Source organism: Methanomethylovorans sp., from assembly GCF_041447285.1.
In the GTDB taxonomy this organism is placed as follows: Archaea; Halobacteriota; Methanosarcinia; order Methanosarcinales; family Methanosarcinaceae; genus Methanomethylovorans.
Map to the genome: position 1 here is coordinate 94,051 of NZ_JBGMEB010000002.1, position 13,316 is coordinate 107,366.

Genomic DNA, 13,316 nt, shown 5'->3' on the forward strand with positions numbered 1-13,316 from the left:
ATGCAATCAATGCCATCCATAATCTGTATCAGAATTCACTTTTTTTGGTAAGAACATGAAATTCATTGACAAGCTTTTTGGGAAGAAGAAGGCAGAAAATCTTTCTCTTAAGTTGAAGATCGATGAGATTCCTCAGTTCATCTCAGATGAATCTGAAAAAGAGTTCAATGAACTGAAACCCTTTATCCTCAAAAAGTACAAAGAGATTCATAATTCACTCAATGAGATACCTGGGGTCATAGAAAGCCTACTTTCTGCCGAGGTTGTTGAAAATGCTAATAAGAGAGTGGAGAAGGTAGGGGATGCCAACAGGGATAATATAGTCAATAACCTGCGTTCTCTCCTTGAAAAAGTGGTAATTCCTGAGGATGCTTCTCTTCAGAGTGCTTTTGAATTCTGTATACTTGCCAAATCCACTCTTAAAACTGTTCTGGAAAATACACACCGAAGTCAGCTTTATATCAAAGCCATCTACCCCGAGGAGTCAGAGAATATCATCTCTGCACTATCAAAGCTTGAAGACCCAGTACATGGGTTATTAGAGGCTCTTAGGGACAAGAAAGCCAGAATGGATTCCTTTGATAAGTTTTCTGAAGAGATCGGGAACTATAACCGGATGAAAAAGCATATTCAGGAAAGTAGGACTAAAGTAGAGCATTTTGAATCCCGTATAAGTTCAATGAAAAAAGATATCATTGATGCTAAGAACCACCTCAATGAACTCGAAAACAGCCGGGAGTTTGAAAGGGCAAAACAACTTGAAGATGAAGTCATCTCTCTTAAAGAGATCTTATCGGATGTAGATCACAATATTCAGAGATTATTCTCCCCTCTGTCCAAGGTATTCTCCAGAATGGAAAAACAGGATAAAAGTGAGATATGTGTGCTCTCTCCTGAACACAGGCAAATTCTTGAAAAGATCACGCACGACCCTGCTTCTGCTCTTGAGCATGATCTTGATTCTTTTTTTGCCGAGGTCAAACCTAGGATAGAGAACGGAAGTCTTGGCCTTAAAGATCAGATGTGTGAAAAAGCCATGCAACAGGTAGAGAAACTGCACAATTCCAAAGACCTGTCATCTCTAAGAGAAAAGAGAAAAGAATATTCAATACAGCTTGAAAGTGCAATGAACGAGTTGAACAGTCTGAGCGTTTACAGGGACAAAGAAGAGCTTGTAAAGCAAATATCTCGTGATGAGCACATGCTGAAGACCACAGAGGAAGATTGTGATACAGAAAAGAAGCACTTCGACACTCTCACAGAAGAATCGGAGCTTTTAAGATCAGGTCTGAGCATGGAGATCAAAGGGCTTTTCGAGAAGGATATTGAGATAGAATATTGATGTGTGAGAAATTCCATCCCCAATGATCCTTACAGCTTATCACGCGATGCTTAAACAACACTATATGCAATATTAATAGTTGAATTTATTATGGAAATATGTGGCATTTCCCAGATGCCTAATGTCACTTCTCTAATTTCAGATGGATTGGAATCAAGAGTAGTTTTTATGGTACATTTGTCTCCTATAAGTGGTAAATATAACAGTGAAAGCATGCTTTTGTCCTTGACTACTTCTTCCATAGGTGTTAGATGATATTCATTTTTATGTATGGGTATCTTATTCAAAATGATAATTTCAATATTAATCGTATGGTTAATAGAATCCCCATTCTGAATCGAGTAGAGTGGCACCGGTGGGCCAACGAGAAGGAAAGGCACGGTCATTAAAAAGCTAATTAAAATGAGAACTACTAATCCGGCAATGTATATATCTCTATTTTCATGTTTCATTTGTATACCTCAATAAATAGGAAGAGGATGCTCTGCGTATGCCAATTATCCTCTATGAAATTAGAAAAGGTTAGATCTTCAATTGAGTATTCCATTCCTCACTATATTTCTACAGTTTCCACACCAAGTATCTACTCCTGAATAGGCATCTTCATAATCCATAATACAATCTACAGTATAATGATCATTCGCATCAAAATTGTGAGATACTTCATGCTGAACTATACTGTCGTGTGGCCAATCGATACCCCATGCTCTAGTTCCACAAACTGAAAATGACCCTGGTCTCCATGCTATTCCATTATTACCCATAGTTTTCACCCAGCCAACTACAATGTCGTTATTGGCATTAATTACCCAAGTAGTATCTTCTTCAAGGTCGTTGAGAAGAAGACTTGATTCTTCGTTTACATCACTCGCATCCCAGTAATTATAATGCCAAAAACGGGTCATTGTAACACTAAAAGTTTGGAATCTAATCAAGGCATTTGTCGTATCTTGAGAGTATGCTTCAGTGGGTTTATGGCTAGTATCCTTTGCAGGAAAAATATGCACTTCTATTTTACCGTTAATTTTTCGAGGATTTCTATAAACAGACTGGAATGCTTTAGTAGAATCCTCGGTACTTATTAGTGATTTACCAAAGGTGAATAATTCACTCTCTACTGATTCCTGATTATTTCTAACAAGCTTTTTTACTTTTTCCCTAGGTAAAGCAACGCCATTAACTACATCCACTTTTGGGTTGTTTGGGTCTACTCCATACTTTTGGATGTATTTAGTTCTTGCTTCCTCTATTATGGAGATCATTTCTTTCTCAGTTATGAGGATATCATAATCTTCTCCTTGTTTTAGATTCTCTGGGGCTTCTCCAGTCTCACTTGCTATCACCCTTAAATCACTGTCAAGAATTGTCTCTTCTAAATAGTTGGGTAACTCATTATTAGCAAATTTCAAGTCATTATTAGTAATATTATATTTTTTGTACATGTCCTGTAATTGGGTTTCAGTATAGTTTATGTTCACATCATCGAGAGTATCAACTTCTGATTTTTCTTCTGCGGTAAATACATCCGCCTTTGCACTCACAGCTGGCACAAATAGCGTAGCCAGCATCACTATCGCCATTAAAAGCGAAGTTATTCTAATTCTTTTAAACAAATTCATTATCTTACCTAATTTCCGTTACTCCAGAGGCAAGAAGACGTAAGTTTTAAGCAACATCAAAACAAACTATAACCTTGCCTTTGGGCAGTAGGGGGTTCAAGTGTTCCGTCAAGATCTCTGAACCCCTTACACAAAGCACAATATTTGTGATATGTTATATAGTTAACGTGTTTGCAAATCATTTTTGCATATAGGGAAAAAAATCACCCCTTCTTTTTCATTAAGAATCAGATAGTGCAATAATATCTGAAACTATACTTATTGTATTCTTTGTGTAACGATTTATTCAGTGTCTAATGCATGCTAATTTTCTTGAGAACATTTAAGCTCCTAACTCTTTCCTCTGCGCATTAGCTCCATTATCTACTGGGTATAACATTTTTAATATATTCATGAAAAAATATGGCACTAACTTTTCTATTCTCCCATGAAAGCACTAAAATAGTACCACACAGATAAACCACAACACCATGAGCAAGATGACCTCCGCCATGCACCAGTACTATACGGCAAAGAAAGAGTCCACTGCATCATGATCTTTTATGTTCTCCCCTCTATGATTCTAAATGTTTTTCATTCTGTCATAGTATTTTAAGGAGTTAGGTGGATTTTCCAAACTTATCCGTTTACACCACCTCAATTATTTCAGTTTTTATATCTAAATGCAACCCAAATAAGGGATAGACCAAAGATAAATATTCCAACTACATATAAGCCCCAGAAATTACTCTGTATTGTTGTGAAACTTATGATCTTCCAGTCCACTAGGATATTAATTATTATGAAAATTAGGACCGAAGTCAGAGTTATCAACGATATCCTAAAGGGAATTATCATTTTGGCTTTGTTTTCTTCTGGAACTGAAAGTGTGAATAGTGCTGATGAAATTATGAATGCTAGTTGAGAGAAATATACTAGAGCATCATTACGTAAAATACTTGATGTATCATATTTTTCAATAAAAGAGATGCCATAGTAAAAACCCAAGATTCCCATATCTCTTTGTAGTGTAATCAATACAAGTGAAAATAAAAGCGGTATTCCCCAATACCATCTTGGAGACTTATTTCTTATATTATTCATAAATAATATGATTCCTACTAAGGGAATAAACAGAGACAACAAATAGAATAGGAATATATGGTGGGAATCTTCACGTATGATCTGAGCCAGTGATAAAGCTCCCAAGATCCACATAGCTAAGAAAGCAGATGATATTAGTATCAGGTATATACCGGGTTTTTTGATTGGTGTTTTATCTATCCACCTTGCTTCCATCAGTCTATTTGTCATAATTAATCGCCACTCTGACTAGTGATAATCCAAAAAGGAAAACACCTAATACATGCAATATGCCAAATATTTGAGCCTCACTCACATATATCTTTGAAGATAAATCCACTATATTATAAATGATAATCGAAGCAGAAGCAAGGATTGCCATTCTAAGTGGCATCACCATAGTTTTTCTTCTATTTTCAGGTACTGAAAGCGTGAATAATAAAGACGATAAGGCAAAAAATATTGAAATAAAGGCTTTTCCAGTCTGAGAATCCAAAACATGCAACTTATCGTAAGCAGAAATAAAAGAAATATTGTAGAATTGTACCATATATATATTATCCCTGAGGAACGTAATCAAAAACACTGCAATAAAAAGTGGTATTCCCCAGTACCATCTAGCCGAACTTTTTTTGACAGTGTATGTGAATAATATAATCCCAATAGCGGGGAAGAGCATGGAAAAAATGTAAAGAAGCAAAAGATATATCTGTCTGGATGTTTCGAGAGCGACTAATGAATTATGCACTAATGAACCCAACGCTAAAGATATAGTACCTAGAATCCACATAGCTAAAAATGTAAATGATATAAGAATTAAGTAAACTTCAGGACATTTTATAAATTTTATATTCATCTATTTCTCCGCTTGAATATAATTCTCTTCTATTGTTCAAATGAGTATTTTTAGAGTGCCTAAGAATTAGTACTATTATAAATTCTCAATGATTTATTCTAACCTTCTATTAATGTTTATTTTCATGAAGAGGTATATTAGTACTATTGTAATGTACCCTCCTGCTAAGGTAATTTTATAGCTCATGTTGATTTCAAGTAAGAATGTTGTAATTGTTACGATGAGCCATATAAAAAAGCCCAATAAGCTACTTTTCATTCCAATTATTTCTTTTACTTTTTTGTTTTCAGAAATGACCTTACTAGATGCAAAATAGTGTCCAGCAATCAAGAACAAAGGAATAATGCCTGCTTCAAGCCAGTTGTCAACCTGGCCCCAGTTATACGCAATGGTTATTGTAGTTCCATTTGTTACTAAATCCGTTGAGAAAAACTTCATTTTTAGATCCATTATCATAAATATCCACGAATAGCAACACACTATTCCAATCAACAAACCATATATTTCTTCTTTATGTATTTTAGTTGGCATATATATATCCTCAAAATATGTTTTAATTTTTGCTTTATATATTTCTATATTTTTCGACAGATCTCTATTTTTCACAACCATGCGATTTTAGCATTCATAAATTACAAACCATGAGTGTGTAACTATAATTAAAAAGTAAGGGTTATTAGATGACTTATTATTTTACCTCATATAACCCAGAACTATGTTGAAATTATGAAATTAGTTATGGATTTGAAATACCTATTTTATCCCACAATTCATAATTTGCAACTCTAAAATACTTGGGAACATTTTTAAAAATCAGAACTACTGGAAGTAAGATATATGCTCCTTTATATGACTTCCAATACCATATACAACCTTCTTCGTCAACTAGGACTCCAGATACAGAGTTTCCCATAGCTTCTGCTAATATTGCTCCAAGTAGTGCTCCAGGTATACCTCCCCAGGCACCTATTGCAGCTCCAGCAAGGGCTGGTGTCATTTTAGATATAGTTGCAGAGCTATCATCAGATATATGGCAGTGTTTTAATTGTGTACCCGAAATACTCCAAGTATCCCAAACCTCACCGCTATACTTGTCGTAATCAGGGTGTGGATACTTTATGCCCGAACCTTTGATAAAATTCACACCATCCCATTTATATTTAGTAGGGGAGGCTTTAGATGTTGTTACTTGTCCATCTATGCCGTTTGCAATTGCCTTGCTATTGTCCGAAAGAATCTTTTTAGTTGCACTTGGATCAAGAGGATTATAGTCTGTATCAAGGGTGTTAACGGCCTTCCCATCGACATAAACTTTTGTTTTGAATTTTCCCTCTTTTTTTTCAACATCATAATTGACGATTGCTTTCTCCCCGGTAGTTGTATTTTCAATGCTCATTACAGCTTCAGTATGCTCTGGGTTTGATTCAAATCTTATAACTATATCTCCTACTTTTATCACATTCAAGGTGTCCGTCATTTCTATTGCTTCAATTTCAGGCAGATTTTCAACTACCACCTGTTTTTTATCAGCAGTGGGCACATTTGAAACATCAGTCTTTGCACTCACAGCTGGCACGAATAACGTGGCCAGCATCACTATCGCCATTAAAAGCGAAGTTATTCTAATTCTTTTAAACAAATTCATTATCTTACCTAATTTCCGTTACTCCAGAGGCAAGAAGACGTAAGTTTTAAGCAACATCAAAACAAACTATAACCTTGCCTTTGGGCAGTAGGGGGTTCAAGTGTTCCGTCAAGATCTCTGAACCCCTTACACAAAGCACAATATTTATGATATGTTATATAGTTAACGTGTTTGCAAATCATTTTTGCATATAGGGAAAAAAAATCACCCCTTCTTTTTCATTAAGAATCAGATCGTGCAATAATATCTGAAACTATACTTATTGTATTCTTTGTGTAACTATTTATTCAGTGTCTAATGCATGCTAATTTTCTTGAGAATATTTAAGTTCCTAACTCTTTCCTCTGTGCATTAGCTCCATTATCTATTGAGTATAACATTTTTCATATATTCAAGAAAAAATATGGCACTACCTTTTCTCTTTCCCATGAAAGCACTAAAATAGTACCACACAGATAAACCACAGCACCATGAGCAAGATGACCCCCGCCATGCACCAGTACTATACGGCAAAGAAAGAGTATAGTGATGCCCTGATCTTTTTCAGGATGGGGGATTTTTATGAGTCTTTCGGAGAGGACGCGAAGACCATTGCCAGGGAGCTGGAGATCACTCTCACCACCCGGGGCAAAGGGGAGGACGGCAAGAACATGCCTCTTGCAGGCATACCGTATCATGCCATTGATACATATCTGCCCCGCCTCATCAAGAAAGGCTACAAGGTTGCCATATGTGAGCAGCTTGAAGATCCCAAATTAGCCAAAGGAGTTGTGAAACGGGGTGTTGTGCGTGTAGTCACACCCGGCACAGCCATAGACCCATCCATGTTCAGCGATGCCACTAACAATTATCTCATGGCACTATCAGGGAAGAATGACGATTTCGGTGTGTCTTTCCTGGACGTGTCTACCGGTGAGTTCATGGCAACCCAGTTCTTCGATGAGCCACCCTATGACAGGATAGCCAGCGAAGTAGCCCGCATGCTGCCTGCTGAATGTATAGTTCCGTTACATCTCTATGGTAATGAACACCTAATGCAGCGCATTGAGGAACTAAAAGTCATAGTTCATGAATTCGATCAAATGGCCTTCGATACAACTAACGCACGAGAACATCTGAAGCAGCATTTCGGTGTTTCTACTCTGGAAGGCATGGGTTGCGATACCCTGCCTCAGGCAATAGCCGCTGCCGGAGCTGCCCTTAACTATGCCATCACAACCCAGATGAGGGAACTGGGACATGTGCAGTCACTATCCACATATTCTGAATCCGAGTTCATGATCCTGGATTCTATCACCCTGCGCAATCTTGAGATTGTTCATAATGTCCGGGGCGAGGGTAATGATACATCCCTCCTTAAGATACTGGACCAGACCAGTACACCCATGGGCGGCAGGATGCTTAAGAAATGGCTGCTAAAACCTCTGATATCCGTGAGTGAAATAAATGAACGCCTTGATGCTGTGGAGGAACTTTCCGGTAAGACGCTGGTGAGGTTTGATCTACGTTCCAACCTTTCTTATGTAAAGGATATCGAGCGGCTTGTAGGCAGGGTCATGTATGGTAATTCCAATGCAAGAGACTTATTTGCATTGAAACTATCTCTGGAGGCAGTACCTCTGCTGATTCAATGTATGGAAGAAGATATTTCTTCTGCGCTTATCCGAAATGTAATAGGGGAATTGCGGGGTTTTGAAGAGCTTGGTTCCCTTGTGGAACTCATAGGCAATGCCATAGTTGATGAGCCCCCTCTAAGTGTTAGGGAAGGTGGCATGATCAGACCCGGCTACAATACCGAACTTGATAAACTCAAAGACCTTTCCCGCAACGGCAAAAAGTGGGTGGCCGATTTCCAGCAAAAGGAAAGGGAAAGGACAGGTATCAAATCTCTGAAAGTGGGTTACAACAGAGTGTTCGGCTACTATCTGGAAGTTACCAGTTCTAACAGCTCTCAGGTGCCGGATGATTATATTCGTAAGCAGACCATGGCCAACGCCGAACGTTTTTACACTCCAGAACTTAAAGAGATGGAAACTTCTATCCTCAATGCAGATGAGAAGGCGCATGCTCTGGAATATGAACTGCTGAGCGAGATCAATGCTACTGTTGCTTCCTATTCAAAGCAGTTGCAGAGGGCTGCTTTTCTCATAGGGCAGTTCGATGTCTTGGTGAACCTTGCTGAGGTTGCTGTACATAATAACTTTGTCAGGCCGGCAGTTACAAGCGATTGCAGGATACTTATCAGGGATGGCCGTCATCCTGTGGTGGAAAGTACAGTTCCGGGTGGTTTCGTACCTAACGATGCAGAGATTGATTGCGAGGATAACCAGTTTCTGCTGATCACTGGTCCCAATATGGCAGGTAAATCTACATACATGCGGCAGACAGCGCTCATTGTCATCATGGCACAGGTGGGTTCTTTCGTGCCTGCTTCCCATGCTTCCATAGGTATAGTGGACAGGGTCTTCACAAGGGTAGGAGCCTTTGATGACCTTGCCAGCGGACAAAGTACTTTCATGGTGGAGATGGTGGAGCTTGCCAACATCCTTAACAATTCCACTCCAAAAAGCCTGGTGCTGCTGGATGAGATTGGTAGGGGTACAAGCACTTACGACGGGTACAGTATCGCAAAGGCTGTTGTAGAATACATTCATAATAAGAGTAAGGTGGGTGTGAGGTCCATGTTCGCTACTCACTACCACCAGCTCACTGAACTGGAAGGCACTCTCAAGCGGGTAAAGAACCTACACATAGCAGTGAAAGAAGAAGGCGATGATCTGGTGTTCCTGCGTAAGATTGTGCCAGGGGCCACTGACAGGAGCTACGGTATTCATGTGGCAAGGCTTGCAGGTGTGCCTCATGCTGTTACTTCCCGCGCAAAGGAAGTGCTAAAGGAGATAGAAAGTGAGAGTGCTATCAACCGGGAGGGCAGGCCAAAGAAAGGCAAGGGTAAGAGTACTGCCAGATATACACAGCTTATGCTGTTCGATGGTGGTAGTTCTCCTAAAGCCAATGTACAGCATCCTGTACTGGAGGAGCTGAAGTCTCTTGATGTTAATACTCTTACTCCTGTTGATGCTTTGAACAGGCTCAATAGCCTTAAGAAATTACTGAATGAAAGTGGGGAATGATATGGTCGATGATGCATGTGATGTGAACAGCAACAGGATACACCTGCTTGATGAGGCCACTATCAGCAAGATAGCTGCCGGGGAAGTAATAGAAAGACCTGCCTCTGCAGTGAAAGAGTTGCTTGACAATTCTATCGATGCGGGAGCCACTGAGGTAAAAGTGGAAATAGAAGGCTCTGGTGTCAAGAGAATATCCATCAGGGACAACGGTTGTGGTATGAGCCATGCGGATGCCTCTATGGCTTTCAAGAAACATGCTACTAGCAAGCTTTCCAGCATCGATGATCTGGAAACTGTCCGTACACTGGGATTCAGAGGCGAGGCTCTTTCCTCAATGGCTGCTGTTGCAAAAGTTACCCTCATCACCCGCAGGAGCCGGGATGTGGCAGGCACAAAGGTGACAGCAGGCAGTGATGGTGTAGAGTCCCTCTCCGAAGTAGGCGCTCCGGTGGGTACTACTGTGGATGTGGCTGATCTGTTTCACAGTACTCCTGCCCGGAGAAAGTACTTGAAGAGCAGCCGTACCGAGCTGGCACATATCACTGAAGTCCTTACTAACTATGCCATAGCCCATCCGAATATCTCTTTTACTCTCCTGAACGAAGGCAAGGTTGTTTTACGTTCTCCTGCCAGCAATAATATGTTTGATAACATTGTGCACATCCACGGTGCAGAGGTTGCCAGATCGCTGGTGCCAGTTGTATGGGAAAATGATCTTGTAAAAATCTCGGGATATATCTCCAAACCTGAACTCAGTCGCAGCGGTTCTGATCTACAGTCCTTCTATATCAATGGGCGCAGCATTTCCTCAAAAGCTATAAGCAACGCCATAAGGCTTGGTTACTACACTCTTCTTCCGAAGGGTAGGTATCCAGCAGCTTTCCTCAATCTTGAGATCGACCCTAAGATTGTGGATGTGAACGTGCATCCGCGTAAAACAGAAGTGAGGCTCAGCCATGAGAAAGAGATCATGGATACTGTTACTGCTGCTGTAGACTCAGCCTTACGTTCAACTCATCTTGTTCCTGAAATTAAAGTAAAGGATAAGCCTATTCCTGTTCAGAAGGTGTTGTACGAAGAGAAAGATGAGGAAGGAACTAAGTTCCAAAATAAGGTACAGATACAGGCTTCATCTCAACTTCTTGAAGAACCAGCTTCTTATCATCCTCCTGCAAAGGATACTGAAAGACGGCTCAAAGCAAGCTCACGCCTTCAGTCCAGGCTGGAAGCATCTCCTCGTGAAGAAGAGAGTGCTTTCGTTGCAGATGATGTGAAGATAATGGGCCAGTTTGAGGACCTCTATATAGTTGCAGAGGTGGAGAAAAAACTGCTGCTGATAGATCAGCATGCTGCACATGAGCGTGTCATGTATGAACGGGTGCTGGATTACCGGGATATGGGATGGCAAGAGCTTATGAATCCTGTGACACTTGAGCTTAATCCTAAGGAGAAGATAATCCTGGAGGAGTTCATTCCCTTTCTGGAAGAGGTGGGGTTCAGCATCTCCGAGTTTGGTCCAAGTACCTATGTAGTTACTACAGTGCCTACGATATTCGGCAGGATGGAAAGTCCCGATGTGATACATGACATTGTATCTGATCTGCTCTCTGTTGGCAGGATCAAGGATGATACGGAGATATATGATCATGTTTTCAGTACCATGGCTTGCAGGGCTGCTATAAAGGCAGGTGCAGTGTGCAATAAGGATCAGATGGCCGACCTCATCCGCCAGCTTAAGAAATGCAAGAATCCATATACATGTCCACATGGCCGTCCGACAATGATATCTTTCACAAGGGAAGAACTGGACCGCATGTTCAAAAGAACAGGATGAATTCGCTACTTTTATAACTTTGTACCACAATTGAGTTTTCAATGATAGACCCGGTGAATAAATCCAAGATCCCAGACGAGTGGGTTGCACGTTCCAAAGTACCCAGGGACGAGCTAATAAAAGGTATTGAAAATGGAAGACTTGTCCTCTTAAGCGATGGTTCTGTGCTAAAGAGGGGCTACACCACCGGGACAACAGCAACAGCTGCAGCCAAGGCGGCAGTACTTTCACTACGCAAGCCTGTCTCACATATATCTGTGCCTACACCTGTAGGGTTGCGGGCTGAGATGGATGTGCATGCTGTTAATGGTCATGCAGTTGCTGTGAAGATATATAATGATCATGAATCCGATATCACTCGTGGCCTTGAGTTTGTAGCAGATGCCAGAGAGGCCGATGGAATTTTTATTATGGTCGGCGAGGGCATCGGTATCGTTACAAGGGATGGTCTGGAATCAAAGAAAGGTTATCCGGCCATCAATCCCAAACCCATGCAACAGATAAAGGCAGCTATTACTGAAGCTGTGGAAGAACTTGGTCTTGAGGGTGCTGAGGTCACTTTGTCCTTGCCTCGCGGCGCAGAGGTCGCCAAACAGACACTGAACAGCCGTATTGGTGTTGAAGGTGGCATATCCATACTAGGTACTACTGGCTTTGTGGAGCCCTGGAACGACCATCTGGGTGAGATGAAAGAGGATCTGATACGCAGTGCCGATAAGGTTGTCCTTACTACTGGCAGGATCGGCATACGCTATTCCACCATGCTATTCCCTGGATATACTGTTGTACTTGCAGGCAGCCGTATATCAGAAGCTGTAGCTGCAGCTAAGGGTGATGTTATTATTTGTGGGCTTCCCGGTCTTGTCCTCAAGTGGGGGAACCCTAATATGCTCGAAGGCAGCGGTTATGCCACTGTGGTCGAAATGCTGGAACTGGACCCGGGTAACGAGAGGCTTAAGAAGGCTTTTGATATGGCAGTGGAAAAAGCCAATGGTGCAAGGGTCGTGGTTGTAGATAGAGATGGTACAGTGCTCATGGACAGTGGGGAAAAGGCATGATTATTGTAGGCGTGGGCGTTGGTCCTAATATGCTTACTCAGGAGGCTATTGAAGCCATCCGTAATGCTCCTGTGATTTATGGTTCAGGCAGGTCCATCGAGCTTGTAAAGGATTTCATCAATTGTGAAACTCATATCATCAAGAACTACAGGGAGCTTCATCTGCTGCCAGCAGATGCTGTAGTACTCTCTACAGGTGATCCTATGTTCTCTGGGCTTGGGAAGTTCGCTGGTGAAAACGACAGGGTGATCACAGGTGTCTCCTCAATTCAGGCATCATGTGCCCGTTTTCATGTAGAGATGTCAAATCTTGCTATGATCACGGCACATGGGCGTGACCCATCACCTGCCAGGGAGGCTCTCATAAGAGAGGTCGAACTCGGAAAGGACATATTTCTGTTGCCCGCAGAGAATTTTGGTTCGCAGGAAGTGGCTGACCTGTTGCGTGAAATGGGTGTTGAGGCAAAGATCTGTCTTTATGAGAACATCGGTTATCCTGAAGAACGAGCAGTAGCTGGTTCTGTACAAAAACCTCCGCTTGCAGAGTCTGATATGTATTGTCTTCTGGTCGTGCAGCACTGAGTTCTATCTGATCTTGAATCATTTTTTTATACTTTGTTATATGTGCAGCTCCTTTCTGTAATATTGATTAAGTTATGGGGTATATCTATCTCTTTTACTACTAAACCTTTAATCGTTTGAAACAAGAATCGTTACCTTTATGTATAATAACACGTTAGTCACATTTACCTAACTCAAATTAACTTGAT

The 13,316-nt window shown here is 40.9% G+C and carries 11 protein-coding genes; 5 read left to right on the forward strand and 6 right to left on the reverse strand.

Annotation, left to right across the window (positions count from 1 at the left end; translation table 11 throughout):
* Positions 1-55 precede the first annotated feature (55 nt).
* The gene (locus ACC612_RS00680; protein ID WP_371852530.1) at positions 56-1,342 is read left to right on the forward strand and encodes a hypothetical protein; all 1,287 of its coding nucleotides are present in this window, start codon (positions 56-58) and stop codon (positions 1,340-1,342) included.
* A gap of 50 nt (positions 1,343-1,392) precedes the next feature.
* Here ACC612_RS00680 and ACC612_RS00685 read toward each other — a convergent pair whose 3' ends face one another.
* From ACC612_RS00685 to ACC612_RS00710, 6 genes are all read right to left on the reverse strand, one after another.
* Positions 1,393-1,794 carry a hypothetical protein gene (locus tag ACC612_RS00685; RefSeq protein ID WP_371852531.1) on the reverse strand — a complete coding sequence of 134 codons (402 nt, stop codon included), beginning with the start codon at positions 1,792-1,794 and terminating at the stop codon, positions 1,393-1,395.
* A gap of 78 nt (positions 1,795-1,872) precedes the next feature.
* Positions 1,873-2,922 (reverse strand): hypothetical protein, encoded by a 1,050-nt coding sequence (locus ACC612_RS00690; protein ID WP_371852532.1) that lies wholly within the window; start codon positions 2,920-2,922, stop codon positions 1,873-1,875.
* A gap of 684 nt (positions 2,923-3,606) precedes the next feature.
* Positions 3,607-4,254 carry a hypothetical protein gene (locus tag ACC612_RS00695; RefSeq protein WP_371852533.1) on the reverse strand — a complete coding sequence of 216 codons (648 nt, stop codon included), beginning with the start codon at positions 4,252-4,254 and terminating at the stop codon, positions 3,607-3,609.
* Positions 4,244-4,879, reverse strand: a complete 636-nt coding sequence (locus ACC612_RS00700; protein ID WP_371852534.1) for a hypothetical protein — start codon at positions 4,877-4,879, stop codon at positions 4,244-4,246. Before ACC612_RS00700 ends, ACC612_RS00695 begins: the two co-directional genes overlap by 11 nt.
* A gap of 93 nt (positions 4,880-4,972) precedes the next feature.
* Positions 4,973-5,485 (reverse strand): hypothetical protein, encoded by a 513-nt coding sequence (locus tag ACC612_RS00705; RefSeq protein ID WP_371852535.1) that lies wholly within the window; start codon positions 5,483-5,485, stop codon positions 4,973-4,975.
* A 130-nt stretch (positions 5,486-5,615) separates the two neighbouring features.
* Complete coding sequence (locus tag ACC612_RS00710) at positions 5,616-6,485, reverse strand: hypothetical protein (protein ID WP_371852536.1); 870 nt, start codon at positions 6,483-6,485, stop codon at positions 5,616-5,618.
* 509 nt (positions 6,486-6,994) lie between these two features.
* On the opposite strand from ACC612_RS00710, the gene mutS reads away from it, so the two are divergent.
* From mutS to ACC612_RS00730, 4 genes are read left to right on the forward strand one after another with little or no spacing between them, the layout of a single operon-like run.
* Entirely contained in the window at positions 6,995-9,655 is a 2,661-nt protein-coding gene (mutS, locus tag ACC612_RS00715) for a DNA mismatch repair protein MutS (protein ID WP_371852537.1), read from the forward strand.
* A 1-nt stretch (position 9,656) separates the two neighbouring features.
* A complete protein-coding gene (mutL, locus tag ACC612_RS00720; RefSeq protein ID WP_371852538.1) occupies positions 9,657-11,489 on the forward strand; it encodes a DNA mismatch repair endonuclease MutL in 1,833 nt (610 codons plus the stop codon).
* Positions 11,490-11,530: 41 nt separating this feature from the next.
* Complete coding sequence (locus ACC612_RS00725) at positions 11,531-12,547, forward strand: cobalt-precorrin-5B (C(1))-methyltransferase (RefSeq protein WP_371852539.1); 1,017 nt, start codon at positions 11,531-11,533, stop codon at positions 12,545-12,547.
* Entirely contained in the window at positions 12,544-13,128 is a 585-nt protein-coding gene (locus ACC612_RS00730; RefSeq protein WP_371852540.1) for a cobalt-precorrin-7 (C(5))-methyltransferase, read from the forward strand. The genes ACC612_RS00725 and ACC612_RS00730 overlap by 4 nt, the downstream gene beginning before the upstream one ends.
* Positions 13,129-13,316 lie beyond the last annotated feature (188 nt).